Below are 25,907 nucleotides of genomic sequence, written 5' to 3'. Positions count from 1 at the left end.
AGGGCATGACAGGCGACAAGGTCGCGGACCGGCTGGCGGGCGGCCTGCGCACCCTGCCGCGCACGTCGGGCGAGGCCCTGCGCGCGGTACCGGGCATCCTGCGCGAGGACCTGTGGACGGTGGCGCGCGATCCGCTGCCGCGGATGCGCTGGCTGGGCCGGTTGCCCCATGGGCACGTGGTGTTGTTCGCGGTGCTCATGGCCTGGCTCAGCATGGCGCAGTTCCAGGAGCCCGCCCGCCCGGGGACGGCCCAGGACCCGGTGCCGCTGATCGGGCTCGTCGTGCTCGAAGCGCTGGCCGTCCAACTGGCGCTGACCCGTCCGATACCGGCGTGGTGGCTCTCGACCGCCATGCTCCTGGTGACGGCGCTGGACGTGGACGACCGCCTCCCCGCGTATGTGCTCTACCCCTGGAACTACGGCCAGATCGCGCTGCACACCACCGTCCTGTTCCTCCTCGCGCTGCGGGTCCGCCCGCGGATCGCCGCCGAGGCGCTGGTGCTGACCCTCCTGGTGGGCGCGGTCACCGCGGCCCTCGCCTCACATCCCCATGACGACGGCCTCGATGAGGCCATTACGGCCTTCACCACCGCCGTGGTGGTGGGCGCCGCGCTGCGGGCCCGCCGGGTGGCGCGGACCCGGCTGGTCGAGCAGGAGGAGCTCACCGCGGAGGAACGGGCCCGGCGCACCCTGCTGGAGGAGCGCAACCGCATCGCCCGCGAACTGCACGACGTGGTCGCCCACCACATGTCGGTGATCTCCATCCAGGCCCAGGTCGCCCCGCACCTCGCCGAGAACCCCTCGGACGAGCTCAAGGAGAACCTCGCGGGCATCCGGCAGAACGCGGTCGAGGCGCTGGCCGAACTGCGCCGGGTGCTGGGCGTGCTGCGCTCCGAGGACGCCCTGGCCGACGGCGCCCGGCACGCCCCGCAGCCCACCCTGGACCGGCTGGACGAGTTGGTGGGCACGGTGCGGGGGACCGGGATCACGATCCTTACCGATGTCACGGGGGAGCGGCGGGCGCTGCCGCCGGGCGTGGAACTGTCGGCGTTCCGCATCGTCCAGGAGGCGCTGAGCAATGTGATGCGGCACGCGCCGGGCGCCGAGGCGCGGGTGGAGCTGGGGTACCAGCGGCACGGGCTGACCGTCCGGGTCGTCAACACCGCGCCGGACCGGCCCGCCCCGCCCTCGCCGGGAGCCGGGCACGGGCTGCTCGGGATGCGGGAGCGCGCTGCGATGCTAGGGGGCGAGCTGACCACCGGCCCGACGCCGGACGGCGGTTACGAGGTGATCGCCGTACTGCCCACGGACCACCCCGCCCCGTCCGCCGCCGCGCCCGAGACCGCCGAGGACCCCGTATGACGACGACCATCCGCGTCCTGATCGCCGACGACCAGATGATGGTCCGCCAGGGCTTCACGGTGCTGCTCAACGCCGAACCGGACATCGAGGTCGTCGGCCAGGCCGTGGACGGGGCCGACGCCATCACTCAGGTTGCCCAACTCGCCCCGGACGTGGTCCTGATGGACATACGGATGCCCGGGGTCGGCGGGATCGAGGCCACCCGCCGGCTCACCGAGCCCGCCGACGCCACCGTCAAGATCCTCGTCCTCACCACCTTCGACCTGGACGAATACGTCTACGAGGCGCTGCGCGCGGGCGCGTCCGGATTCCTGCTGAAGGACGCCTCGGCGGACGAACTGGCCCATGCGGTACGGGTGGTGGCGGCCGGTGACGCGCTGCTGGCGCCGAACATCACCAAGCGCCTGATCGGCGAGTTCTCCCGGGTGACCGCCGCCGTCCCGCGCGGGCCGCTCCGGGCCCGGGTGGGCGATCTGACCGAGCGTGAGACCGAGGTGCTCACGCTGATCGCCCAGGGACTGTCGAACGCGGAGATCGCGGCACGGCTGGTGGTGGCCGAGCAGACCGTGAAGACCCATGTGAGCCGGATCCTGTTCAAGCTGGGGCTGCGCGACCGGACCCAGGCGGCGGTGTTCGCGTACGAGTCGGGGCTGGTGCGCCCGTCGGCGTTCTGACCGGTTTCCGCCAGGGGGTGTCCGCCGCTCCCGAATCCGATCCTCGGCGGCGGCCGACGCCACCGCCGGAGGGGACTGCACGCGCGGGCCGTCCGACGGCTGGGCGCTCTCCTCCAGCCGTATCGACCCCGAGGACTGCTCCCCCGCGTACGTGGGCAACGGCTATCTGGGGCAGCGGGTGCCGCCCCGGGCTGCACTGGCGGGGCCGCGCCTACGACGTGGCCATCGGCCCGCACGAGACGACCGTAAGGCTGACGTCGGTCGGCGGACGACAAGAAGCACGCGGGCATCGAGGAGTTGCGGGTGACCCGCGCCCAAGTGACCCGAAGTGATCCGATGGGGGCCGATGGGGGCCGGGGTACGCGGTCCGTGCACAGCGGACGCGGTCCATGCACGCAGGATCAAGGCAGTGTGCACAGGAGGCCAACGACATCCCGGCCCCGGCGGGCTCATGCTGATCAGTGGCGGGTGAGCAGGGTTGCTACGGGGGGAGCCCCGCTCACCTGTTCGCCGCAAGTGCCCTATGGCGGAAGTCCCGTGGGGGCACGCCATAGGCGCTGCGGAAGGCACGGCTGAAGTCCGCGGCGTGGCTGAAGCCCCAACGGGCGGCGATGACATGGATGGGGGTGTCGCCCAGCGCGGGATCGGCGAGGTCGCGGCGGCAACGTTCCAGGCGCTGGGCGCGGATCCACGCGGAGACGGTGTGCCCCTGCTCCTCGAAGAGGCGGTAGAGGTACCGGAGCGAGATGTGATGGGCCGCGGCGATCGAGGCCGGGGTGAGCCCCGGGCGGTCCAGATTCTGCCGGACGAATTCCTGGATGCGTAACCGCAGGGTACGCCGACGGCTCTCGGGGGTGAGCCGGTTCTCGGCGCGTGCCTCGGCACCGGTGTCGAGCTCATGCGCGAGCAGCGCGTTGAGCAGATCGACAGCGACGGTGCCGAGGCGCGGTGCGTCGGCCGGGCCGTAGGCGTCGGACTCGGTGGCCAGCCGGGTGAGGAAGTCGGCGAGCATGGCCCCGATCCCGGACCGCCCGGACAGCCGCCGCCCGAGCAGCAGCTGGAGGTCGGCGGGCGGGAACGGCAGCAGCGAGGGGCGGAGGGTGACCGTCATTCCGTCGACCCTGCCGCGCTCGCACACCGCCAGATACGGCGCGGAGGTGGAGGTGAGCATGAACTGCCGTGCGCCGACCGTGGTTTCGGCGTCCCCGTGGCACACGTCGCTCTCCCCGCTCAGGGTGAGCCGCAGATGGTAGAGCTCCGGGTCGGAGCGCCGGATATGGGCCGCCGTCCGCTCGTTCCGCAGTGACGGTACGGAGGTGTAGGTCAGCATCACCTCGCCGATGTCCACTCCGCCGCGTACGTTCGCGCGGAAGTCGTGCTCATGGTCGCTGCGCAGCTCCATGGGGATCGACGTCAGCTCGCACAGGGCGCGCCACGCCGCGAACCGTTCCGCGGGCGGGATGTCGTCGATCTGGGACATCGTCACGATCATCATCCTTTCGCCTGGCCGGTGGTGCGCATTTCGATGGGCGCGACCTTAGACAGCCCTGCTAAGTGTTTGATGAACGGTTCGGTATTGAACAGTCCGCTTTTGGGCGATTCCGCGAACGTGTGTCCTCGGAGCGCGGTCGGGATCCGCGGGCCGTCGTCCGTGATCGTCACCTCCGGCGCCTGCCGGGCGGTCTCGATCGGCCGGCGGATTGTGCCGCCTGCGGCGGGCTGTCTTCCCCTCCCCGCCCCTTCCCGAACCTGGGACTCCGCCCCAGCCCCCGAACCTGGGGCTCCGCCCCGGGCCCCGAACCTGGGGCTCCGCCCCGGGTCCCGAAACGGGGTTTTGCCCCGGGTCCCGCAATGGGGGTCTTGCCCCGGGTCCCGCGACGGGGTTTTGCCCCGGGCCCCGCAGGGGCCTCTGCCCCGGGCCCCGAAACTGGGGCTCCGTCCCGGGCTCCGAAACTGGGACTCTGCCCCGGGCCACGCGGGGGCCTCTGCCCCAGCCCCCGCGACGGGGCCTCTGCCCCAGCCCCCGCGACGGGGGTTCTGCCCCAGCCCCCGCGACGGGGGTTCTGCCCCGGGCCCCGGAATCAGGGGTGCTTCGCCCTGGGCCCTCCTGGGCCTCCTGGGCCTCCTGGGCCCTCTGGGGTCCAGGGCTCCCAGGGGCTCCAGAGGCCCCTGGGGTCCCAGGGGCGGAGCCCCTGGTATTGGGGAGGGGCGGGGAGGGGAGCAGGCCCCGGGCCCCGATCCATTTGTTGCGGCAGGATGAAATCCGCACATCAGTGTGTTGGTGCCTTCCGGAAGCGTGTGCGGAGCGGGAGGTTCACGGGTGGCGGACGTAGCGGCGGACGCATCGGATGAAACGGGCAAAAGGGATGCGGGTGGGTCGGAGCCGGATGGCCCGGAAGCCGGGCAGGGCTGGGTAAGGCGGCTGTTCGGCTACTGCTGGCAGTACCGCAGCGATGTGCTGCTCGCCCTCGGCGCCTCGCTCGCCGGAATGGCCGTCATGGCGCTCGTCCCGCTGGTGCCGAAGCTGATCATCGACGATGTGATCGTCTCGCGCGATCGGTCCCTCGCCCCCTGGGCCACCCTGCTGATCGTCGCCGCCCTCGTGGTGTACGTCCTCACCTACGTCCGCCGCTTCTACGGCGGACGGCTCGCCCTCGACGTCCAGCACGCCCTGCGCACCGAGATGTTCGCGGCCATCGCCCGCTTCGACGGCAGACGGCAGGACAAGCTCTCCACCGGCCAGATCATCGGCCGGGCCACCAGCGACCTCCAGCTGGTCCAGGGCCTGCTCTTCATGGTGCCGATGATGATCGGCAACATTCTGCTCTTCCTCGTCTCGCTCGTCGTGATGGCGGTGCTCTCGCCGCTGCTCACCGTCGTCGCCCTCGCCGTCGCCCCCGCCCTCTGGATCCTCGCCTCGCGCAGCCGCATCCGGCTCTTCCCCGCCACCTGGTACGCCCAGGGGCAGGCGGCCGCCGTCGCGGGCGTCGTCGACGGGGCCGTGACCGGTGTCCGGGTGGTCAAGGGGTTCGGGCAGGAGGCGCAGGAGACGGACAAGCTGCGCGCGGTCGGCCGGGGGCTGTTCGCCGCCCGGCTGCGGACCGTAAGGCTGAACTCCCGCTACACCCCGGCCCTCCAGGCCGTCCCCGCCCTCGGCCAGGTCGCCATGCTGGCGCTCGGCGGCTGGATGGCCACGCGGGGCCAGATCACCCTCGGCACCTTCGTGGCCTTCTCGACGTATCTCGCCCAGCTCGTGGGCCCGGTGCGGATGCTCACGATGCTGCTGACCATCGGGCAGCAGGCGCGGGCCGGAGTCGAGCGCGTCTTCGAGCTCATCGACACCGAGCCGGTCATCGACGAGCGCCCCGACGCCCGGGAGCTTCCCGAGGACGCCCCGGCGACGGTCGAGTTCGACCGGGTGAGCTTCGGCTACGACCCCGAGCGGCCGGTGCTGTCCGAGGTGTCCCTGCGGATCGAGCCGGGCGAGACCCTGGCCGTGGTGGGCGCCTCCGGAAGCGGCAAGTCGACGCTGTCCATGCTGCTGCCGCGCTTCTACGACGTGTCGTCGGGCGCGGTGCGGATCGGCGGCCACGATGTGCGGGAGCTGACGTACGACTCGCTGCGCGGGGCGGTCGGGCTGGTGCCGGAGGACAGCTTCCTCTTCTCCGACACGGTGCGCGCCAACCTCGCCTACGGGCTGCCGGACGCGAGCGAGGAGCGGATCCGGGCCGCCGCCCGCGCCGCGCAGGCCGACGGCTTCATCTCCGAGCTGCCGGACGGCTATGACACCGAGGTCGGCGAGCAGGGGCTGACCCTCTCCGGCGGCCAGCGCCAGCGGCTGGCCCTGGCCCGCGCGATCCTCACCGACCCCCGGCTGCTCGTCCTGGACGACGCCACCTCGGCGGTGGACGCGCGCGTCGAGCACGAGATCCACGAGGCGCTCCGGGGCGTCATGGCGGGCCGCACCACCCTGCTGATCGCCCACCGCCCCTCCACCCTCGCCCTCGCCGACCGCATCGCGGTGCTGGACCGGGGCCGGGTCGCGGACGTGGGCACGGACGAGGAGCTGAAGGCGCGGAGCGCCCTGTACCGGAGCCTGCTGACGGACGACACCGGGCCCGCCGTCGCGGGCGTTGCCGGGGCCGTCGTTTCGGACGGCGGCGAGCCCGCCGCTCCGGGCGTTGCCGGGGCCGCCGCTCCGGGCGGCAGCGAGCCTGCCGTTTCGGACGGCGGCGAGGCGCGCGGCGCCGGTGGCCCCGCATACGCGCCGAGTGTCGTCGGCGGGTTCGGCGGGGAGGCCGCCGTGGCGGGCCGTGGCCTGTCCTCGGACTGGGCCCGGGTCGACGGGTCGGCCGCGATGGCCGACCGCGACGAGCCGGGCGGCGCGGTGGCGGACTCGCCCGCGCGGTGGTGGCCGCGTGGCGGGGACGACCCGGCACACGCAACCGGGGAAACGGGCCGCGACGGGCTGACGCCCGAGCCCTGGGCACCGCCCGCCGGGGACGGGGCTGTGGACGGGGACGGGCGCGTCGACGACGGCGACGTGGCCACGGAGGCGGTGCGCAGCCGACCCCACGGCGGCGACGACCCCGCGGGCCCTGGGGCGGAGGTGCGCCGCGCCATCGGCGCGGAGAGCGGCCCCGGGGCGGGCCCGGCGCACGGACGGCGGCCCGGTGGGGTGACCCCGGAGCTATGGGTGCGGCCCGATGGTGACGGCCGTAAGGACGACACGGCGGCGGGTGCGGGGGCCGGGGCCGTGGCCGGGCCCGGGTTCGCGGGGGCGCTGGCCGGGATGCCCGCCACGCCCGAGCTGCTCGCCAAGGTCGCCGCCCTGCCGCCCGCCACCGACACCCCCGACATCGACGAGGAGCGGGCCACCCGCCCCGAGGAGACGTACGGGCTGCGGCGGTTGCTGCGCGGCTTCGGGGCGCCGCTCCTGGTCGCGCTGGCGCTCGTGGCCGTGGACGCGATCGCCGGGCTGCTGCTGCCCGTGCTCATCCGGCACGGGATCGACCAGGGCGTCCAGCGGCTCTCGCTCGGCGCGGTGTGGGCCGCCTCCGGGCTCGCGCTCCTCGTCGTCCTCGTGCAGTGGGCCGCCCAGATCGGCGAGACCCGGATGACCGGGCGGACCGGTGAACGGGTGCTCTACGCACTGCGGGTGAAGATCTTCGCCCAGCTCCAGCGGCTCGGCCTCGACTACTACGAGCGCGAGCTGACCGGCAAGATCATGACGCGGATGACCACCGATGTCGACGCGCTGTCCACGTTCCTCCAGACCGGCCTCGTCACCGCCGTGGTCAGCCTGCTGACCTTCTTCGGCATCCTGGTCGCGCTGCTCATCATCGACGTGGAACTCGCGCTGGTGGTCTTCCTGACCCTGCCGCCGCTCATCGTCGGCACGGTGGTGTTCCGGCGCCGCAGCGTCAAGGCGTACGAACTGGCCCGCGAGCGCGTCAGCGTGGTCAACGCGGACCTCCAGGAGAGCGTGGCGGGGCTGCGGATCGTGCAGGCGTTCCGGCGCGAGCGGTCCGGCCGGGAGCGGTTCGCGGCGCGCAGCGACGCCTACCGCCAGGCGCGGATCCGTGGCCAGCGGCTGATCTCGGTGTACTTCCCGTTCGTCCAGCTGCTGTCGTCCGTGGCCACCGCGCTGGTGCTCATCGTGGGCGCCGGGCGGGTCGGGGACGGCACGCTGACGGCGGGCGCGCTGGTGGCGTATCTCCTCTACATCGACCTGTTCTTCGCCCCCGTCCAGCAGCTCTCCCAGGTCTTCGACGGCTATCAGCAGGCCTCCGTGTCGCTGGGCCGCATCCAGGAGTTGCTGCGCGAGCCCACCACCACGCCGGTGGCCGAGGCGCCGCGCGAGGTGCGCGCGATGCGCGGTGACATCGCCTTCGACGATGTGCGGTTCCGGTACGGGAACGGCGAGGAGGCGCTGGCGGGCATCTCGCTCACGATCCCCTCGGGGCAGACCGTGGCGTTCGTCGGGGAGACCGGGGCCGGTAAGTCCACTCTGGTCAAGCTGGTGGCGCGGTTCTACGACCCGACGGAGGGCGCGGTGCGGGTGGACGGTGTGGATCTGCGCGAGTTCGACCTCGCCGGATACCGCGGCCACCTCGGCGTGGTCCCGCAGGAGCCGTATCTCTTCGCCGGGACGGTGCGCGATGCCATCGCCTACGGACGGCCCGGCGCGAGCGACGCTGAGGTGGAGGCCGCCGCGCGGGCGGTCGGCGCCCATGCCATGGTGGCGTCGCTCGACGGTGGCTATCTGCACGAGGTCGCCGAGCGCGGGCGCAATCTCTCCGCCGGGCAGCGGCAGTTGATCGCGCTGGCGCGAGCCGAGCTGGTGAACCCGGACATCCTGCTGCTCGACGAGGCCACGGCCGCGCTCGATCTGGCCACCGAGGCCCTGGTCAACCAGGCCACGGATCGTCTGACGGGACGGCGCACCACACTGGTCGTCGCCCACCGGCTGACCACCGCCGCCCGTGCGGACCGGGTGGTGGTCCTGGACCACGGCCGGGTCGTCGAGGACGGCACCCATGAGGAGCTGGTGGCGCGGGACGGCCGGTACGCCGCGCTGTGGCGCACGTTCATGGGGGAGACGGAGCCCGCTGTGGCGTAAGCGCTCCGCTGGGAGTGCCCACGATGCGTCGTCGGCACGTCTGCGGCTCCGTCGTGGCCGGCCGCGCCCACGCGGCGGAGCCGCACATCGACACGGCCCCGCGCCCCTTCGGGCGCGGTGCGCACCGGGCAGCCGTCGTACGGCCGGTGACGCTCAGCGTTCGCCCGTTGTTACGTACGGTAACGTCACGGTTCCATGCCGCTGGCCCTCGCTATGCCCTCCACCTCCCGCCGGTCCCGCTCCCGCTGCTCCGCCTCGGCCGCCACCCGCTGCTTGTGGCGGTGCAGGAAGTCGGGGTCCCCGGCCCGCTCCTGGGGCACCAGCACCTTCATGCCCTTGGCGTGCGGACTGTCGCCGAGGTCGACCACCACACGCTCGTCCTGGGAGGTGAGCAGGCCGAACAGCACCAGCAGTTCGGCCTGGAGAGCGGGGGTGAACAGCTCTTTCTCCTCCGGCCCCATTCCGAGTTCGTACGTCCCCCCGCTGACGGCCGGTGAGGTGCTCAACTCGCGCAGCAGCCGCATCAGCAGCTCGAGCGAGCGAGGATCGATCCGTTCCTGCAATTCGTTCAGATATCGCGTCAGCCGCTCGGCCCGTTCACTCCGGTCGTGCCGTTCGTCTCGGTCCATACAGGCAGCATGAGCCATCACAGCCCGCTACGAAAGAGGGCGGGGGTAACAACTCTCCGTATTCGGCCCCGGGTTGGAGCGTTCACGGCATCTGGCGACGCGAGTGTGTGCCCGGATAGGTTCTCGGCGACCTGTGCGAATTCACGGGACAAAGGGTCAACTCGGCAACAAGGGGAGGGTGCATGCGCAAGATGCTCAGATGGCTGTTGTCGCTCGCGATACTGGTGGGGACGGTCGGCGCGGGCGCCGGAAGCGCGTCCGCGGCACCGGCCGCCCCCGCCCAGCCGGACATCAAGGAACGTGTCCTGGCGATTCCCGGAATGCGTTTCGTGGCGGAGCAGCCCTACGAGGGCTATCGATTCCTCGTCTTCAGCTACGCCCAGCCGGTGGATCACCGGCATCCCGCCAAGGGCACTTTCCAGCAGCGGTTCACACTGCTGCACAAGGCCACCGACCGGCCCACGGTCTTCTACACCTCGGGCTACAACGTCTCCACCGCACCGCGCCGCAGTGAGCCCACGCAGCTCGTGGACGGCAACCAGGTGTCCATGGAGTACCGTTTCTTCACTCCTTCCCGGCCCCAGCCCGCCGACTGGTCCAAGCTGGACATCTGGCAGGCCGCGAGCGACCAGCACCGCCTCTTCCGGGCCCTGAAGCCCATCTACGGCAAGAAGTGGCTGGCCACCGGCGGCAGCAAGGGCGGGATGACGGCCACCTATTACCGCCGCTTCTACCCCCGGGACATGGACGGCACCGTCGCCTACGTCGCGCCCAACGACGTGGCCGACAAGGAGGACTCCGCCTACGACCGCTTCTTCGCAGGCGTCGGCACCGCAGAATGCCGCACCAAGCTCAACGCGGTGCAGCGCGAGGCCCTGGTCCGGCGCGACGAGATCGTACAGCGCTACCAGAAGTGGGCGGACGACGAGAAGCAGACCTTCACCGTCGTCGGCAGCGCCGACAAGGCTTACGAGAACGTGGTCCTGGACCTGGTGTGGGCCTTCTGGCAGTACCACCTGCTGAAGGACTGCGCGGACGTCCCCGCCCCGACCGCGTCCACCGACGAGCTGTACGGCTTCATCGACGAGATCTCGGGCTTCTCCGCCTACACCGACCAGGGCCTGGAGACCTACACGCCGTACTACTACCAGGCGGGCACCGAGCTCGGCTCGCCCACCTTCAAGACCCCGCACCTGGCCGGGCTGCTGCGCTATCCCGGCATCTACGCCCCGCGCAACTATGTGCCGCGCGACATCCCGATGCGCTTCAAGCCGGGCGTGATGGGGGACATCGACCGCTGGGTGCGGCACGACGCCCACCGGATGCTCTTCGTCTACGGCCAGAACGACCCGTGGGGCGCCGAGCGCTTCCAGGTCGGCAAGGGCGCCAAGGACGCGTACGTCTACACGGTGGCCGGCGGCAACCACGGCTCCAGCATCGCCCAGCTGACCGGCGACCAGAAGGCCAAGGCCACCGCGGAGGTGCAGCGCTGGGCGGGCGTCAGCCCGACGAGCAAGCCCCTCGCCCCGCACAACGCCAAGCTGGACCGCCGCGAGACCGAGCGCGAGCCGGTGACGCTGCGCCCGTAGGGCGCGTCCGCGTGCCCCGGCCGGGCACGGGCGCCAGGGGGTGTCCGGCGGACGATGCTTTTCCCTCCCCGCCCCTTCCCGCACCAGGGGGCGGGGAGGGGAGCGGCCCGCCGCAGGCGTCAAGCCCAGACAGGCCCTAGTAGCTCAGCCCGTGCCCGATCGGGTACAGCACCCGGGACGGGTCGTCCGCGTGCCGGACCGCGACCGGCAGTTTGCCGCGCGGTGCGGTCCGGCCCGCGATGACGCGGGCGGCGGCGCGCAGTTCCACGTCCGTCCAGCAGTAGGCGGCCAGCGAGGCGCCGGGGGCCGTGTCGCGGCCGGTCAGGCGCGCGATGTCGTACGGATTGCGCAGGGCCAGGTGCACCACCGGCACGCCGGTGGCCACCAGCCGGGCCACCAGGGTGCGCTGGGCGGAGCCGGAGGCGATGTCGTACGTCGTCACGATCACCGCGTCCCGCTTCCGCGCCGCCGCGACCGCCGCCTCGATGCGCTGCGGGGAGGGGCCGGGGGAGCCGCTGGTGCCGGTGGTCAGCGCCTCCGTACGGAAGCCGAGGCCGGACAGGGCGCGGGCCAGGACGGACGTCGGCGGGCCGCCGGTGCCGGAGGGGGCCGCGGCGTCCACGCCCACCACGAGCAGGTCGCGGTGGCGGCGCGGCGACAGCGGCAGCAGTCCGCCGCGGTTGGTGACCAGGGTGGTGGTGCGCTCGGCGATCCGGTCGGCGGTGGCGCGGTGCTCGCGGGTGCCCACCGTGCGGTTGACCGCGCGGTCGCTGGTGTACGGATCGTCGAACAGGCCCCGGCGGGCCTTGAGTTCCAGGACGCGCCGCAGCGAGCGGTCGATCCGGTCCTCGCTGATCTCGCCCGCCCGGACGGCCTTGCGCACGCCCTCGAAGGCGAGGGACAGGCTCGGCGGGTTCAGCAACTGGTCCACGCCCGCCTTGAGCGCGAGCACCGGCACCCGGTCGTCGCCGTACTTCTTGCGCACCCCCTCCATGCCGAGCGAGTCGGTGACCACCACCCCGTCGTAGCCCAGCTCCTCGCGGAGCACACCGGTGAGGATGGGGCGGGAGAGCGTGGCGGGGTCGTCGGCCGGGTCGAGCGCGGGGAAGAGCAGATGGGCCGTCATGATCGAGTCGATTCCGGCCTCGATCGCGGCCCGGAACGGCGGTGCGTCCAGCCGCTCCCATTCCTTCCGGGAGTGGGTGATCCGCGGCAGCCCCACATGGCTGTCCACGCTGGTGTCGCCGTGGCCGGGGAAGTGCTTGGCGGTGGCCGCGACCCCGGCGCTCTGATAGCCCTCCACCTGCGCCGCCACCATGCGGGCCACGGCCTTGGGATCGGCGCCGAAGGAGCGCACGCCGATCACCGGATTGGCGGGGTCGACGTTGACGTCCGCTATCGGGGCGTAGTCCTGCCGGATGCCGAGCGCGGCCAGCTCCGCGCCCGCGGTGCGCGCTGCCGTACGGGCGTCGGCCGTGCTGCCGCCCGCGCCGAGCGCCATGGCGCCCGGGAACAGCGTGGCGGGCGCGCCGACCCGGGCGACGGTGCCGTACTCCTGGTCGGTGGAGAGCAGGACGGGAACGGGCACGGAGGCCGCCAGCGCGGCCTTCTGGATGCCGTTGGAGAGCGCGGCCACCTGGTGCGGATCGCGAATGTTGTGTGCCCATCCGATGTACATCACCCCGCCCACGTGGTACTTCGCGATCAGTTCGGCGGCGTTGTCGACCCCGATCTCCTTGCGGTTGGCCGCGACATCGGCGGGGTCGGGGTGGGTGGCGGAATGGCCGTACACCCGCATCACGAAGAGCTGACCGATCTTCTGGTCCAGGGTCATCCGGCCGATGAGCTGGTCGATCCGCCGGCGGTCGCGCTCGTGGTCCCGGCCGGGCTCCGTGGTGGGCCGGGAGGGGGCCGCGGACGGGCTGCCGGAACCGGCGGTGGTGCGGCGCGCGGGGGCCGCGGGCGCGGGGGAGCTGTTCGTCGGTCCGCTGCAGGCACCGGCCGCCGCGGCGGCCAGGGTGGCGGTGAGCAGGGCGCGGCGGGGCGTCGTGTGCACCCGCACTCCTTCCATGGGACGTTCGGCGGGGGCGGCCAAAGGCGTGCAGGACACGCTGGGACACAAACCGCGGCCGGGTCAAGGAAAGCCGGCCCTTCCCACAGCATCGATATGCGGCTCCGCCGCGTGGCCAGGAAGCGTAAGGAAAAGACTGGTTAAAGACGGTGATCTGGTGTCCGCACTAAATCGGTACTAAACTCTCGACCAAGTATGCCTGGTATTTGTATGAGGCATCCGTTCTCGCTTATGTTCCGTTTTCATGACCCCACCGACGGGTGCCAAGCCCCCCACACACATAGCCATGTTCGGCATCGCGGCACACGGGCACGTCAACCCGAGCCTGGAGGTGATCCGCGAGCTGGTGGCCCGCGGCCACCGGGTTACCTACGCCATCCCCGAGTCGTTCGCCGAGAAGGTGGCCGAAACCGGCGCCGAGCCGAAGACCTACACCTCGATCCTCCACGGTGAGAATGCGCCGGGCGCCAGAGGCTCCGAACTGATCGACTACATCGAGCCGTTTCTCACCGAGGCGGAGCAGGCGCTTCCGCAGCATCTGGCGGCCTACGAGGGCGATGAGCCGGACCTGGTGATGTACGACGTCACCGCCTACCCGGCGCATGTCCTCGCCCATCGGTGGGGCGTGTCCGCCGTCGAACTCGCGCCCAGCTTCGTGCCCTGGGACGGCTACCGCGAAGAGGTCTTCGAGCCGATGTACGCCCATATGCGGCGCTCGGAGCGCGGCCGGGCCTACTACGCGCGCTACCGCGCCTGGCTCGAGGGCAACGGCCTGGCCGACATCGACCCCGACCGGCTCATCGGCCGCCCCAGCCGCTGTGTCGCCCTCATCCCCGAACTGCTCCAGCCCAACGCCGACCGCGTCGACACCTCCGTCTACAGTTTCGTCGGCGGCTGCCAGAACGCCCGCCGCGACGTGGCGGAGTGGCGCCGCCCGGAGCGGGCCGCCGAGACCGACCGGATCCTGCTGATCTCGCTCGGCTCCACCTGGACCAGGGAGCCCGGCTTCTACCGCGAGTGCGTCGCGGCCTTCGGCGATCTGCCGGGCTGGTACGTGGTGCTCCAGATCGGCGAGTTCGTCGACCCGGCCGACCTCGGCGAGATCCCGGCCAATGTCGAAGTGCACACGTGGATACCGCAGTTGAGCGTGTTGCGGAAGGCCGACGCGTTCGTCACCCACGCGGGTGCGGGCGGCGCCCAGGAGGGGCTGGCCTGCGGGGTGCCGATGGTCGCCGTACCGCAGGCCGTGGACCAGTTCCGCAACGCGGACACCCTCGAGGGGCTCGGGGTCGGCCGCCATCTGCCCAAGGAGGAGGCCATGGCTCCGGCGCTGCGCAAGGCGGTGCTCGACCTGGTGGACGACCCCGAGGTGGCCGCCCGCTGCGCCGCGCTCAAGGCGCGGATGGCCGCGGAGGGCGGACCGGACCGGGCGGCGGACCTGATCGAGGCGGAGCTGCCGGTGTGAGGCGCAGCCGCCGGTGCGGGGCCCGCCGGGCTGAGGTGCTGAGGAGGGCTTGGGCGCCGCCGACGCTCTGGGAGGGGTGTCGCGTCGGCGGCGGGGTGCTGCTGGCCGCGGGCGGCGGTGAGGTGGTCAGCGACGCAGTCAGCGGCGAGGCCGATTGCCGCCGCGCGGAGACTCCCCATCAGCACGCCGCTTCGACGTACGGCGCCCCGCGCCGGTTCCGCACATGGTGTGCATGACGCGATTCGGTGGTGAGCGGGGCGTAGGGGCTCAAAGCGGTGGCGTCCGGGGGTGTTCAGTTCATGCGGCGCGGCCAGAGGTCGCCCAGGAGCCGCACCGTTTCGGTGATGGCGGGGCGGCGGGCCGCGCCCGGACGCCACAGGGCGTACAGCCGCCGCACCGGGACCGGCTCCAGGGGCAGCGCCAGCACCCCGTCCGGCAGCGGACCGCGCCCGAGACGGGGCATGAGCGCGACACCGAGACCGGCCGCCACCAGGGCGATCTGGGTGTGGTTCTCCGCCGCCTGGTACGCCAGGTCCGGCTCATGGCCCGAGGCGCGCAGCGTACGGACCAGCCAGTCGTGACACACCGACCCCGGCGGCTGGCAGATCCACCGCTGCCCCGGCAGATCCTCGCGGCGCAGCGGGCGCCGTGCGGCCACCCGGGCCAGCGGATGTCCGGCCGGGACGAGCAGATCGCACATGTCCTCCCCGACGACCGCCCGTTCCTGCCCCTCCGGGGCGGGCAGCGGGGCGATGTCCCAGTCGTGGGCCACCGCCAGGTCGATGACCCCCTGCGCCACCAGGTCCACCGACAGATGCGGGTCCACTTCGAGCAACCGGGCGTCCAGGGAGGGGTGTTCGGCCACGAGCGCGGCCAGCACCACGGGCATCAGCCCGCGTGCGGCCGAGGCGAAGGCGCCGATCACCACCCGGCCGGTCGGCTGACCGCGCCGCTCCTCCAGGGTGGTCTCGGCCTCCTCGACGATGGCGAGCAGCCGCTGGGCGGTGGCGGCCAGCTGCCGGGCCGCGTCGGTCAGCGCGATGCCCCGGCCCTGCCGCTCCAGCAGGGTGGTCCGGGTCTCCCGCTCCAACTTGGCGATCTGCTGCGATACGGCGGACGGGGTGTAGCCGAGCGCGATCGCGGCGGCGCTGACCGAGCCGTGCACGGACACCGCGTGCAGAGCCCTCAGCCGGCCCAGATCCAGCACAGTTCGCCCTCCTCCTCGCACCTTTAACCGTTACTGCATCCAAGCATGAAGACATCCGCGCTGGTGCTACAAGGTCCGGGCGGCTGATCCTCGACCCATGCGACCTGTGCACATAGCCCTCGCCGTGCTGGTCACGGCCCTGTGGGGGGTCAACTTCGTGGTCATCGAGGTGGGCCTCGACCACTTCCCGCCCCTGCTCTTCTGCGCCCTGCGGTTCCTGGTGGCCGCGCTGCCCGCCGTCTTCCTGGTCGGCCCGCCGAGGGTCGCCTGGCGATGGATCCTGGGGGTGGGGCTGGCCCTGGGTGTGGCGAAGTTCGGGCTGCTGTTCATCGGGATGCACGAGGGGATGCCCGCCGGGCTGTCCTCGCTGGTGCTGCAGATCCAGGCGGTGTTCACCGCGCTGTTCGCGGCCGTCGTCCTCGCCGAGCGCCCCGGCCGGCGGCGGCTGCTGGGCATGGCGGTCGCCCTCGCCGGGATCGCGGTGGCCGCCGTGGACGAGGGCACCTCGGGACCGCTCCTCGGCTTCGTCCTCGTCATCGCGGCGGCGGCCTTCTGGGGCGTCTCCAACGTCCTCACCCGCAAGGCGGCGCCGCCCGACGCCCTGAACTTCATGGTGTGGGTGAGCCTGGTGCCGGTGTTGCCGCTGCTCCTGCTCTCGCTGATGTTCGAGGGCGCGCGGCCCGATCTGGACGCGCTGAGCCGGCTCGACTGGGCCGGGGTGGGCGCGATCGTCTATGTCGCCTGGGTCACCACGGTGTTCGGCTTCGGGGTGTGGGGCTTTCTGCTGCGCACCTACGACGCCTCGGCGGTCGCCCCGTTCTCGCTGCTGGTGCCGGTCTTCGGGATGTCCTCGGCGGCGCTGGTGCTGGGGGAGGGCATCAGCGCACCGCGCTGGCTGGCGGCGGCGCTGCTGGTGGGCGGCGTGGCGCTGACCTCGCTCCCGGGCGGGAGGCTGCGGCGTATGCGCCTCGGGGCGCGCCGCCACGGTGGGCCGGGCGAGCCGAGTGGTCACGGTGGGCCGCGTGAGCCGAGTGGTCACGGTGGGCCGGGCGGTCGAGACAAGCCGACGCCGACCTCGAGCCCCGAGTTCAGGCCGCGTCGGCGAGCAGCCGCAGCAGATGCTCCCGGCCCGGGGCCAGCAACTCCGGGAACGCGCGTGCCTGCGGATACCACCGCTTCTCGTACTCCCAGCACAGCCAGCCGTCCCAGCCCTCGCGGCTGAGCAGCTCCACGCACTCGGTCAGCGGCAGCACCCCCGCGCCCAGCGGCAGCGGGGTGGTGTCCTCGGCCGAGGCGATGTCCTTGACCTGGACGTAGCCCAGATGCGCGAAGAGCGCCGGATAGCTGGTGGCCGGGTCCTCGCCGCCCAGCCAGGTGTGCATCACATCCCAGATCGCCCCGACGCTGCCATGGCCCACGAGCCCGAGGACCCGGGCCGCGTCCGCGCCCGTCCGGTGCGAGTCGTGGGTCTCGAGCAGCAGCCGTACGCCGAGGTCGGTGGCGCGGGGCGCGGCCGCCGCGAGCCGCCGGGCGGCCGTGGCGTCGGCCTCCTCGGCGCTCTGCTCCCCGCCGCCGGGGAAGACCCGGACATTGCGGGCGCCCAGGTCGTGGGCCAGCTCCAGCAGCTCCCCGAGCCCGGTCAGCACGGGCTCGTCCGGCCCGGCCTGGGCGGCGCGCACATATCCGGCGACGGTGAGGATCTCGACCCCGGCGTCCCGGAACTCCGCCGCCACCCGGGCCCGTTCGTCCGCCCCGATCCCCGGGTGCACCGGCTCCTCGGGGTGGGCGCGCAGCTCGACGCCGTGATACCCGGCGTCGGCGGCGAGCCGGGCCACGTCGGGCACGGGCATACCGGGGACGCCGAGAGTGGAGAAGGCGAGCTTCATACGGGCTCCCTTGGTGGGGGTCGTGCGGGACGTGGGGATCTTCTTGCCCCTTATGCGGGACGCTAAGCAGGGGCACGGGCCGAATCAATCCTGCCGTGCCGATCACGCCTGCGGCGTGTCTTGTCGGGTGGCCCGCCGTTGTGCCCCCTACGAGGTGTCCGGCGGTACGCGTGCGCCTGCGGCGGGCTGCTCCCCTCCCCGCCCCTTCCCGAAACTGGGGCTCCGCCCCAGACCCCGCTCCTCAAGCTCCCCCAGCTACCGCTGGGAGGTGCCCCCTGGAGGGGCTGAAATCAGCCCGTCCGGGGTCCGCCGGACACTCTCTGAGCCGTGGCCCGTCCCTCGGGCCCGCGAGCCACTGGTGCCCCCGTACGGGCGACGTCTTCCCCGATGGCCGAGGTCCGCTCAGCCGGCCGTCAGCCGCCACAACGACGTCACCTCCGCCGCGCGGGCCGAGTGGAGGGGGTCGGTGGGGTCGAAGGCGCGGGGGTGGACGGGGCGGACGTCCAGCCGGTCCAGGACCGTCAGGCCCGCCGTGTCGAAGGCGGCCAGCAGTTCGGCGCGCGGCCGCAGTTCCAGATGTTCGGCGAGGTCGGAGAGGATCAGCCAGCCCTCGCCGCCGGGGGTCAGATGCCCGGCCAGCCCGTTCAGGAAGCCGTGCAGCATACGGCCGGACGGGTCGTAGACCGCGTATTCGAGCGGTGAGGAGGGCCGGGCCGGGACCCAGGGCGGATTGCAGACCACCAGCGGGGCGCGGCCCGGCGGGAAGAGGTCGGCCTCGACCACCTCGACGTGTCCGGACAGGCCCAGCCGGGCCGCGTTCTCGCGGGCGCACGCCAGCGCCCGCGCGTCCTGGTCGGTGGCCACCACCCGCTCGATGCCCCGCCGGGCGAGGACGGCGGCCAGGACGCCGCTTCCGGTGCCGATGTCGAAGGCCAGCTCGCGCGACGGCAGCGGGGCCTCGGCCACCAGATCGACGTACTCGCCGCGCACCGGCGAGAAGACCCCGTAGTGCGGATGGATACGGTCTCCGCCCAGCGCCCGCACCTTGACGCCCTTCTCCCGCCACTCATGCGCGCCGATCAGCCCGAGCAACTCGCGGAGCGAGACCACCGAGGGGCCCTGCGCCGGGCCGTACGCCTCGGCGCACGCCTGCCGTACGTCCGGTGCCCGGCGCAGCGGAACGCCGAAGTCCGCGTCCAGCGGCACCAGCACCATCCCCAGCAGCCGGGCCCGCCGGGACTGGGCCTGGCGGTGCCGGTGGAAGGCCTCGGCCGGGGACGCGGCGGGCGCACGCCGTTCCTTGGCCCGGCGCGGGCCCCGGTCGATCCGGCGCGCCAGCGCCGTCAGCAGTTGACGGGCGCCCTGGTAGTCGCCGTGCCACAGCAGCGCGGTGCCCTCGCAGACGAGGCGGTGGGCGGTGTCGGCGGGCATCCGGTCGTCCGCGATCGCGACCCGCCGGGGCGGCGGCGCGCCGCTCTCGGAGCGCCACTGGGCGGTACGGGTCCGGCCGTCCTCGGTCCACTCGATGACCTGCTGGGTACTCAGGGGTACGCCCTTTGCTCTTGTGCCGGTCCGGCGCGCCGCACGGACGCGTCGTCCGTCCGTCGTCCGTCCGTCGCCCGTGCGATGCCCGCGTGCGGTACGGGCGGTGCGTGTGAGCTGATCCTTCCGGTACCGGGCCCGCTCACGCGAGCGGTTTTCCGGTCGAGGTGACGCCGTGTCAACTACGGAACGGAGAAGGGCGCCCGCCGGAGCGGGCGCCCCGTGATCGCTTGACGGCCGGCTCAGGACGCGCCGACCGCCGTCACCTTCCCCCTGTCGTCGGTGACGGCGACGTCCAGGAGCGCGCTGTCGAAGAGCTGCCCGAAGGCATCCGGATCCCCGGCCCGCACCCGGGCGCGCAGTGAAGTCTCCACACTCCTCCCTGTCCGCCGTGCGCACCGCGCTGCCGGTGATCCGCGTCACATCGGGCCGCGCCCTCAGTCCCGCGCGGCGTCCCGCAGCGCGAGCCGCCAGTCCTGGCCGACCAGCGGCGAGCCGTAGCCCCCGTGCCGCTTCTCGGCGACCAGCTCGAACCCGGCCCGCTCATAGATCCGGCGGGCCGAGGTCAGGACGTCATTGGTCCACAGCACCAGATCGCGGTAGCCCGCCTCGCGCGCGAAGTCGACGCACGTGCCCACCAGCCGCTCGCCGATCCGCCGCCCCCGCGCCTCCGGCTCCACGAGCAGCAGCCGCAGCCGGGCCGTATCGGGCCGCTCGTCCCGTACGCACAGCACCGACCCGACGGGGCGGCCGTCGAGCTCCGCGATCCACGCCCGCTCGCGGGCCGGGTCGTGGCCCGCGCCGAACTCCCCGACGATCCGGGCCACCAAGGCCTCGAACTCGGCGTTCCACCCGAACTCCCGGGCGTACACGGCGCCGTGGCGCTGCACGATCCAGCCCAGGTCCCCCGGCTCCACTCCGCGCAGCCGCACCTCGGGCTCCGCCGGGCCGGTGAACACGCCGCGGGCGGTGGCCAGCGCCTCCCGCAGCCGCCCCAGCTCGTTCCGGGGGAGCTTGGCCAGCAGCCCGGTCACCGCCGTCCGCGACCGCCGGTCCAGGTCCTCCGCCGCCGCCCGGCCCGCCGTGGTGAGCAGCACCTCCTGGAAGCGGGCGTCGCGCTGGTGGCGCTCGCGCGTCACCAGCCCGCGCTCCTCGAACCGGCTCAGCGTCCGGCTCAGATGCGCGGCGGTGACCCCCAGGCGCTCCCGGAGCGCCGAGACATGGGTGCGCTCGCGCTGGGCCAGCTCGTAGAGGATGCGGGCCTCGCCCAGCGTGTACGGGGTGTTGAGCTGCCCGGGGTAGTCGAGGACGCCGATCAGCCGGGTGTACATCCGGTTGAAGTCGCGGACCTCGTCCACGGCCAGGTCAAGATCGTCGCGCGGCTCCATCCGGCACCCTCCGTACCCCTGTGTCGATTTTGCTTGACCTCATAGTTGCGCCAGATCAAGTATTTGGGAAGGGGGAGGTGCCACCACCGCCGCGCGGCAGCGCGGCCGACTCCTCGCTGTCACCCCCGCGGCCGGGTGTGGTCGGCCGGGGCGGCGGTGCGCCGAGCCCCGCTCGGGACGGCTGCGGACAGGGATCCGTGCCGGTCGGCGGCCGGCAGCCACCAGTCGTCCCGCGGCGGTACCAGCCAGCCGCGTTCGGTGGCGATGTCGTAGATGGTGGTGAGGGCATGGCGGAGCGGGATGGACTTGCTCCCGGCCCGCCAGAACACCGAGAACGGGTAGAGGGGTACGGGGTCGACCAGGGGTCTGACCACCACGCCGGCCGGCATGGGCGCCTCGAGCGGCCCGAACGAGGGAGCCCGGTAGGCCAGTACGGCCGCGTTGGCCGCGCCCCGGCCGTGGCCGTGCAGGCGCCGTCCGACGCGCAGGCCGAACGCGGCGGCGAGCTCCTGGTTCCAGTCCAGCCATTCGGCCGCCTCCTGCGCCGTGTGCAGGAGGAGCGGGTACGCGGCGAGCTGTGCCATCGGGACCCGCGCCCGGTGGGCCAGTTCATGCCCGGCGGGGAGCACGACCCCCATGGGTTCCAGGCGCACCAGTTGGTACCGCAGTGACCGGGGCAGCGGCTCCCCGGTCCCGTTGAGCCGGCCGAACGCGAGATCCACCGCCCCTTCGACCAGGGCCGAGACCGTTCCCGCGAACCCCTGTCCCTGGATGACCTCCAATGTCACATCGGCCAGCCGCGGCCGGAGTTCTCGCGCGATGACACCCGAGGTGAGCCCCTCGGTGATCACATCGACGCGCAGCGGAGGCGCGCTGCGCCGCAACTCGCCCAGCAGGTCCGAGGCGGCCGCGAGCAGTTCCCGGCCGCGGCGGACGAACAGCTCCCCCTCCCGGGTCAGCTCGACATGACGCCGGTCGCGGCGGAACAGCGTGACACCGAGCCGGCTCTCCAACCGGCTGATCTGCGACGAGAGGGTCTGCTGCGCGATCAGCAGCCGCGCGGCCGCGCGGGCGAAGTGCAGCTCGTCGGCCAGGACGACCGCGTACCGCACGAGTCGTAAGTCCAAGTCCACGGGTCGGTAACAGTAGATGACCGTCACCGACCGCTCAAGAGTGTTGGACCGGCCGGTCCCGACGGGCCTCGAATGGAGACATGACGAGGCACGAGGCGCCCCCGATCGCCACGACATGGTCGCTGGTCACCGCCCACACCGCCGACCGGGGCAGCTTCTGCGCCGCCCTCGGCGAGTACGGCATACGGGAAGTGCCCGCCCTGAGCGGATATCCCGGGGGCTTCGAGGCCCTGCGGGACTGGGAGTCCCTCGCGCCGGACCTGCGCGCCTACGATCCGCGGGAGGCCGCCCCGGTGCGCGGCGCCCGGCTGCTGGCCCCCGTCCGCTACCCGCGGACCGTGCTCTGCTCAGGAGCCAACTACCGCGATCACCTGGCGGAGATGACGGGCGACGGTGCCACCCGGGTGCGGCCGTTCTTCTTCCTGAAGCCTCCCACCACCACCGTCATCGGACCCGGCGACCCCATCGTCATCCCGGCCGACGAGAGCCAGAAGGTGGACTGGGAGGCCGAACTCGCCGTCGTGATCGGGCGGGCGGGGCGTGACATCCCCACGGACCGGGCGGCGGCGCATATCGCCGGCTACACCATCGTCAACGATGTCTCCGCCCGTGGACCGCACCACCGGCAGGACGCCTTCGCCGAACCCTTCACCTGGGACTGGCTGGCCTCCAAGGGGCAGGACACCTTCTGCCCCACCGGCCCCGGCGTCACCCCGGCGTGGCTGGTGCCCGATCCGCACGATCTGCCCATCCGGCTCACCGTCAACGGTCACGAGGAACAGGTGAGCAATACCGGGGAGATGATCCAGGGCGTGGCGGAGCTGGTCGCGGCCGCCAGCACGCTGATCACCCTCCAGCCCGGCGACATCCTGGCGACCGGCACACCGGCCGGTGTCGGCCTGCCCCGCGACAGGTTCCTGCACCCGGGGGACACGGTCGAGATCACCATCGGGCACCTCGGCCGGCTCCGCAATCCGGTGACCGCGCGCGAAGCCGTGCCCGGAGCCGCCCGCGAAGCCGGCCCCGGAGCCGCCCCCGAAACCGCTCCCCGAAATCGCCCATGACACCGCTCGCGACGGACGCCGCCTGCCCACCTGCTGGACGACGTGCGCCAGGCGGTGCGGGGCTGCCCGATGCGGGCGCTGTGGATCACGGAGGACTGAGCGCGGCGGCCCGGGACCGACTCCGGCACGCCGGAACACCCATCGAACGCTCACGAGGAGAGACGGACCATGCCCGGCATCACCCACCGTTCCACCAAGCCACCGCTGCTGATGACCCGCTTCCTGTCCCACGGCACCCTGGAGTGCCGGGACATCGCCGCCACCCGGCGCTTCTACGAGGAGGTGCTCGGCCTCGAAGTGGTGCAGCAGGCGCCCATGGCGCTGTTCGTACGGCTGGGCGGCAACCACTGCTACGCGGTCGTCGAGACCCCCGGTTCCGGCCAGGACATGCCGCTGATGAACCACAACGGGCTCGATCTGGCGAGTGAGGAGGAGGTCGGGGAGGCGTACGACGCGCTCCAGCGGGTCGCGGACGAGTACGGGATCAGGAAGCTGACCAAGCCCGTACGCCAGCACGGCACCTACTCGTTCTACCTCCAGGACCTGGACGGCAACTGGTGGGAGATCTGCCACCTGCCGAAGGGGGGTTACGCGTTCCGCTTCGAGCACCCCGAGGTGGACCTCACCGGCCGGGAGGATCTGTCCCGGCAGGAGATCCGCTCCCGGTTCCAGCGGCCGCTGGACCATCTGCCGTCCGAGGCCGCGCGGTAGCGGTCGGCAGCCGCGCGGCGGTCCGGCAGGGCTCAGTCGCGCGGCGGTCCGGCAGGGCTCAGCCGCGCGGCGGCGCCGTGGAGGCGCGGGCCATCAGCTCGGCCCGGACCATCGCCACCCCGCCCGGCGGCTGCGGCTCGCGCCCCAGGGCCAGCCGCCCGGCCCGCGCGCCCGCCTCGTGCAGCGGCAGCCGCATCGTGGTGAGGGCCGGGACCGCGTCCGCGCTGAACGGGAGGTCGTCGAAGCCCGCCACCGAGACGTCCTCGGGGATCCGCAGCCCCTGGTCGCGCAGGGCGGCGCAGACGCCGAGCGCGATGGTGTCGTTGGCGGCGACTATGGCCGTCAGGCTCCGGTCGCGGCGCAGGAGTTCGAGGGTCGCGTCATAGCCGGAGGCGCGGTCGTACAGGCCGTGGACGGTCAGCCGCTCCGCGTCCTGATCCGCCCCGGCGGCGGCCAGCGCCGCCCGGTGGCCCTCCAGCCGGTGGCGGGTCGTGGTGCGCTCGGCCGGGCCCGCCACATAGCCGATCCGGCGGTGGCCGAGGGTCAGCAGGTGCTCGGTGAGCCGGCGGGCGCCGCCGCGGTTGTCGAAGGCGAGGGTGGTGGCGTCCTCGATCGGCGGGCGGCCGCACAGCACCACCCGGGTGCCCGACGCGGCCAGCCGGGACGCCTTGGTGGCCACGGCGGCGGCGTGGTCGGGGTGCTCGACCGCGCCGCCGGTGAGCACGACGGCGGCCGCGCGCTGCCGCTGCAGCAGGGTGAGGTAGTTGAGCTCGCGTTCGGGCGAGCCACCGGTGTTGCAGATGACCGCGAGCTTCTCGCCGCCCCGGCCCGATTCCCCGGCCGGGGTGACCATTTCGGCCTGGACGGCGCCCGCGATGATCCCGAAGAAGGGGTCCGCGATGTCGTTGACGAGCACCCCGACCAGATCGGAAGTGGCGGCGGCGAGAGCGCTTGCCGGGCCGTTGACCACGTACTCCAGCTCGTCGACCGCACGCAGCACCCGGTTCCGGGTCGACTCCGCGACCGGGTAGTTGCCGCTCAGGACGCGCGACACGGTGGCCGCCGAGACCCGAGCCCGTGCCGCCACATCGGCCAGGGTCACTGCCATATTTCCTCCGTTGGGTGGTCACCTTCTGGTACACCGCGCGCACTGGTTGGGCGCCCCCATGCTCTCAGAGCCTGTGTCATATCCCCGGCCGGGCGTGCGACGCCTGGCACGCTCCCCCAGCTACCGCTGGGAGGTGCCCCCTGACGCCGCACGCCGATCCGGCCGGGGATATGACACAGGCTCTCACTCCATGAGCGGCGCGATTCCGCACTCCAGGGTCTTGTCCTGTCATCCGGACCATGCCTAGGGTCCTCCCCAGCAAGCGCTTACCCCAGGCGACGGCGAGGAGACCTCAGCCCATGGCCGCAGCAGCCACCGACCGTATCCGTGCCGCAGTGGTCGGCACCGGAGGAATCGTCAGCGGCAGCCATCTGCCCGCACTGCGTGATCATGCCGACCGTGTGGACCTCGTCGCCGCCGTCGACGTGGCCGCGGACCGGCTCGACGCCTTCCGCGCCGCCGCGGCCGAGGGCGGCACCTTCGACGTCACCGGCTACTCCGACGTGGCCGCCATGCTGGAGGCCGAGCGCCCCGGCCTGGTCCTCATCGGCACCCCGCCCTCCCTGCACCGCGAGCAGACCGTGGCCGCCCTCGAGGCCGGCGCCTGGGTGCTGTGCGAGAAGCCGCTGTGCCTCTCGCTCGCCGAGTACGACGAGATAGCCGGGGCCGAGCAGGAGGCGGGCGGCCCGTACGCCTCGGTGGTCTTCCAGCACCGCTACGGCTCGGGCGCCGTCCACGCCCGGGAGCTGCTGGCCGAGGGCGCCCTGGGCCGGCCGCTGGTGGCCCACTGCCAGACCACCTGGCACCGCGACACCGCCTACTACGCGGTGCCGTGGCGCGGCCGCTGGGAGACCGAGGGCGGCGGCCCCTCCATGGGCCACGGCATCCACCAGATGGATCTGCTGCTCCACCTCCTCGGCGACTGGACCGAGATCCGCGGCATGGCCGGACGGCTGGTCCACGCGGTGGAGAGCGAGGACGTCTCCACCGCGCTGGTGCGGTTCGAGAGCGGCGCCATGGCCACCGTGGTCAACAGCGTGCTCTCGCCCGACGAGGTGTCCCGGATCCGCATCGACTGCGCGGACGCCACCGTCGAGCTGACCCACCTTTACGGCCACCGTAACGACGACTGGGTCTACACCCCCGCCCCGCACGTCCGCGACGAGCCCGACCGGCAGCGGCGCTGGCGCACCCCGGCCGCCGATCTGCCCAGCTCCCACGGGGCCCAGCTGACCGGGCTGCTGGACGCGATGCGCGACGGCGTACGGCCGCCCGGCAGCGGACAGGACGCCCGCCGCACCCTCGAGTTCATCGCCGCGCTCTACAAGGCGGCCTTCACCGGGCGGCCCGTGCGCGCGGGCGAGATCGTGCCCGGGGACCCGTACTACGACGCCATGCACGGCGACCACCCCGAATGGGCGCCGAAGGCAGCGACCGCCACCACGAAGGAGAGCTGA

General features: G+C 72.9%; 19 protein-coding genes and 1 pseudogene. 9 read left to right on the top strand and 11 right to left on the bottom strand.

Going from position 1 to position 25,907, the window contains the following annotated elements; genetic code table 11:
* Nucleotides 1–5: 5 nt before the first annotated feature.
* Together NP777_RS22960 and NP777_RS22955 are read left to right on the top strand one after the other, a co-directional pair.
* Entirely contained in the window at nucleotides 6–1,361 is a 1,356-nt protein-coding gene (locus NP777_RS22960; RefSeq protein WP_256652058.1) for a sensor histidine kinase, read from the top strand.
* Nucleotides 1,358–2,035 carry a response regulator gene (locus NP777_RS22955; protein WP_256652057.1) on the top strand — a complete coding sequence of 226 codons (678 nt, stop codon included), beginning with the start codon at nucleotides 1,358–1,360 and terminating at the stop codon, nucleotides 2,033–2,035. The genes NP777_RS22960 and NP777_RS22955 overlap by 4 nt, the downstream gene beginning before the upstream one ends.
* Before the next feature lie 499 nt (nucleotides 2,036–2,534).
* On the opposite strand, the gene NP777_RS22950 is transcribed toward NP777_RS22955, so the two are convergent.
* Nucleotides 2,535–3,527, bottom strand: coding sequence for a helix-turn-helix domain-containing protein (locus NP777_RS22950; protein ID WP_449343550.1), 993 nt, complete (start codon nucleotides 3,525–3,527; stop codon nucleotides 2,535–2,537).
* Nucleotides 3,527–3,697 (bottom strand): hypothetical protein, encoded by a 171-nt coding sequence (locus NP777_RS22945; RefSeq protein WP_256652056.1) that lies wholly within the window; start codon nucleotides 3,695–3,697, stop codon nucleotides 3,527–3,529. The genes NP777_RS22950 and NP777_RS22945 overlap by 1 nt, the downstream gene beginning before the upstream one ends.
* A 658-nt stretch (nucleotides 3,698–4,355) precedes the next feature.
* On the opposite strand from NP777_RS22945, the gene NP777_RS22940 reads away from it, so the two are divergent.
* Nucleotides 4,356–8,657 carry an ABC transporter transmembrane domain-containing protein gene (locus NP777_RS22940; RefSeq protein ID WP_449343549.1) on the top strand — a complete coding sequence of 1,434 codons (4,302 nt, stop codon included), beginning with the start codon at nucleotides 4,356–4,358 and terminating at the stop codon, nucleotides 8,655–8,657.
* A 185-nt stretch (nucleotides 8,658–8,842) separates the two neighbouring features.
* Here the strand turns inward: NP777_RS22940 and NP777_RS22935 are convergent, their stop codons facing one another.
* On the bottom strand, nucleotides 8,843–9,286 hold the full coding sequence (locus tag NP777_RS22935; protein ID WP_256652055.1) for a hypothetical protein: 444 nt from the start codon (nucleotides 9,284–9,286) through the stop codon (nucleotides 8,843–8,845).
* A 182-nt stretch (nucleotides 9,287–9,468) separates the two neighbouring features.
* Here NP777_RS22935 and NP777_RS22930 point away from each other — a divergent pair, with 182 nt between their 5' ends.
* A complete protein-coding gene (locus NP777_RS22930) occupies nucleotides 9,469–10,875 on the top strand; it encodes a S28 family serine protease (RefSeq protein ID WP_256652054.1) in 1,407 nt (468 codons plus the stop codon).
* 136 nt (nucleotides 10,876–11,011) lie between these two features.
* Here NP777_RS22930 and NP777_RS22925 read toward each other — a convergent pair whose 3' ends face one another.
* Entirely contained in the window at nucleotides 11,012–12,946 is a 1,935-nt protein-coding gene (locus tag NP777_RS22925; RefSeq protein ID WP_256652141.1) for a glycoside hydrolase family 3 protein, read from the bottom strand.
* 244 nt (nucleotides 12,947–13,190) lie between these two features.
* Here NP777_RS22925 and NP777_RS22920 point away from each other — a divergent pair, with 244 nt between their 5' ends.
* Nucleotides 13,191–14,411, top strand: a complete 1,221-nt coding sequence (locus NP777_RS22920; RefSeq protein ID WP_256652053.1) for a macrolide family glycosyltransferase — start codon at nucleotides 13,191–13,193, stop codon at nucleotides 14,409–14,411.
* Nucleotides 14,412–14,703: 292 nt separating this feature from the next.
* On the opposite strand, the gene NP777_RS22915 is transcribed toward NP777_RS22920, so the two are convergent.
* Nucleotides 14,704–15,618: a LysR family transcriptional regulator gene (locus tag NP777_RS22915; protein WP_256652052.1), complete on the bottom strand. Its 915-nt coding sequence runs from the start codon at nucleotides 15,616–15,618 to the stop codon at nucleotides 14,704–14,706.
* 97 nt (nucleotides 15,619–15,715) lie between these two features.
* Between NP777_RS22915 and NP777_RS22910 the strand changes: the two genes are divergently transcribed.
* Entirely contained in the window at nucleotides 15,716–16,840 is a 1,125-nt protein-coding gene (locus NP777_RS22910; RefSeq protein WP_256652051.1) for an EamA family transporter, read from the top strand.
* On the opposite strand, the pseudogene NP777_RS22905 reads toward NP777_RS22910, so the two are convergent.
* From NP777_RS22905 to NP777_RS22885, 5 genes and pseudogenes are all read right to left on the bottom strand, one after another.
* A pseudogene (locus tag NP777_RS22905) lies at nucleotides 16,824–17,468 on the bottom strand (sugar phosphate isomerase/epimerase family protein); the annotation flags it as partial. The gene NP777_RS22910 and the pseudogene NP777_RS22905 overlap by 17 nt on opposite strands.
* A gap of 438 nt (nucleotides 17,469–17,906) precedes the next feature.
* Entirely contained in the window at nucleotides 17,907–18,935 is a 1,029-nt protein-coding gene (locus NP777_RS22900) for a methyltransferase (protein WP_391858554.1), read from the bottom strand.
* Nucleotides 18,936–19,288: 353 nt separating this feature from the next.
* Complete coding sequence (locus NP777_RS22895; protein WP_256652153.1) at nucleotides 19,289–19,420, bottom strand: hypothetical protein; 132 nt, start codon at nucleotides 19,418–19,420, stop codon at nucleotides 19,289–19,291.
* A 63-nt stretch (nucleotides 19,421–19,483) separates the two neighbouring features.
* Nucleotides 19,484–20,434: a bifunctional helix-turn-helix transcriptional regulator/GNAT family N-acetyltransferase gene (locus NP777_RS22890; RefSeq protein ID WP_256652050.1), complete on the bottom strand. Its 951-nt coding sequence runs from the start codon at nucleotides 20,432–20,434 to the stop codon at nucleotides 19,484–19,486.
* A gap of 119 nt (nucleotides 20,435–20,553) precedes the next feature.
* Complete coding sequence (locus tag NP777_RS22885; RefSeq protein WP_391858553.1) at nucleotides 20,554–21,567, bottom strand: LysR family transcriptional regulator; 1,014 nt, start codon at nucleotides 21,565–21,567, stop codon at nucleotides 20,554–20,556.
* 80 nt (nucleotides 21,568–21,647) lie between these two features.
* On the opposite strand from NP777_RS22885, the gene NP777_RS22880 reads away from it, so the two are divergent.
* Together NP777_RS22880 and NP777_RS22875 are read left to right on the top strand one after the other, a co-directional pair.
* Nucleotides 21,648–22,631 (top strand): fumarylacetoacetate hydrolase family protein, encoded by a 984-nt coding sequence (locus NP777_RS22880; RefSeq protein ID WP_256652048.1) that lies wholly within the window; start codon nucleotides 21,648–21,650, stop codon nucleotides 22,629–22,631.
* 168 nt (nucleotides 22,632–22,799) lie between these two features.
* Nucleotides 22,800–23,342, top strand: a complete 543-nt coding sequence (locus NP777_RS22875; RefSeq protein WP_256652047.1) for a VOC family protein — start codon at nucleotides 22,800–22,802, stop codon at nucleotides 23,340–23,342.
* Nucleotides 23,343–23,400: 58 nt separating this feature from the next.
* Here NP777_RS22875 and NP777_RS22870 read toward each other — a convergent pair whose 3' ends face one another.
* Nucleotides 23,401–24,450: a LacI family DNA-binding transcriptional regulator gene (locus NP777_RS22870; protein WP_256652046.1), complete on the bottom strand. Its 1,050-nt coding sequence runs from the start codon at nucleotides 24,448–24,450 to the stop codon at nucleotides 23,401–23,403.
* 299 nt (nucleotides 24,451–24,749) lie between these two features.
* Here NP777_RS22870 and NP777_RS22865 point away from each other — a divergent pair, with 299 nt between their 5' ends.
* Complete coding sequence (locus NP777_RS22865) at nucleotides 24,750–25,907, top strand: Gfo/Idh/MocA family protein (protein ID WP_256652045.1); 1,158 nt, start codon at nucleotides 24,750–24,752, stop codon at nucleotides 25,905–25,907.

Origin of the sequence: Streptomyces rugosispiralis (assembly GCF_024505145.1) — a bacterium.
Lineage (GTDB): Bacteria > Actinomycetota > Actinomycetes > Streptomycetales > Streptomycetaceae > Streptomyces > Streptomyces rugosispiralis.
This window is presented reverse-complemented; position numbering and strand designations above follow the sequence as displayed.

Coding starts and splice junctions, on each gene's coding strand:
- NP777_RS22960 (WP_256652058.1), top strand. CDS start 6: ATGACAGGCGACAAGGTCGCGGACCGGCTGGCGGGCGGCCTGCGCACC.
- NP777_RS22955 (WP_256652057.1), top strand. CDS start 1,358: ATGACGACGACCATCCGCGTCCTGATCGCCGACGACCAGATGATGGTC.
- NP777_RS22950 (WP_449343550.1), bottom strand. CDS start 3,527: ATGATCGTGACGATGTCCCAGATCGACGACATCCCGCCCGCGGAACGG.
- NP777_RS22935 (WP_256652055.1), bottom strand. CDS start 9,286: ATGGACCGAGACGAACGGCACGACCGGAGTGAACGGGCCGAGCGGCTG.
- NP777_RS22930 (WP_256652054.1), top strand. CDS start 9,469: ATGCGCAAGATGCTCAGATGGCTGTTGTCGCTCGCGATACTGGTGGGG.
- NP777_RS22925 (WP_256652141.1), bottom strand. CDS start 12,946: ATGGAAGGAGTGCGGGTGCACACGACGCCCCGCCGCGCCCTGCTCACC.
- NP777_RS22920 (WP_256652053.1), top strand. CDS start 13,191: ATGACCCCACCGACGGGTGCCAAGCCCCCCACACACATAGCCATGTTC.
- NP777_RS22910 (WP_256652051.1), top strand. CDS start 15,716: ATGCGACCTGTGCACATAGCCCTCGCCGTGCTGGTCACGGCCCTGTGG.
- NP777_RS22900 (WP_391858554.1), bottom strand. CDS start 18,935: ATGCCCGCCGACACCGCCCACCGCCTCGTCTGCGAGGGCACCGCGCTG.
- NP777_RS22890 (WP_256652050.1), bottom strand. CDS start 20,434: ATGGAGCCGCGCGACGATCTTGACCTGGCCGTGGACGAGGTCCGCGAC.
- NP777_RS22880 (WP_256652048.1), top strand. CDS start 21,648: ATGACGAGGCACGAGGCGCCCCCGATCGCCACGACATGGTCGCTGGTC.
- NP777_RS22875 (WP_256652047.1), top strand. CDS start 22,800: ATGCCCGGCATCACCCACCGTTCCACCAAGCCACCGCTGCTGATGACC.
- NP777_RS22870 (WP_256652046.1), bottom strand. CDS start 24,450: ATGGCAGTGACCCTGGCCGATGTGGCGGCACGGGCTCGGGTCTCGGCG.
- NP777_RS22865 (WP_256652045.1), top strand. CDS start 24,750: ATGGCCGCAGCAGCCACCGACCGTATCCGTGCCGCAGTGGTCGGCACC.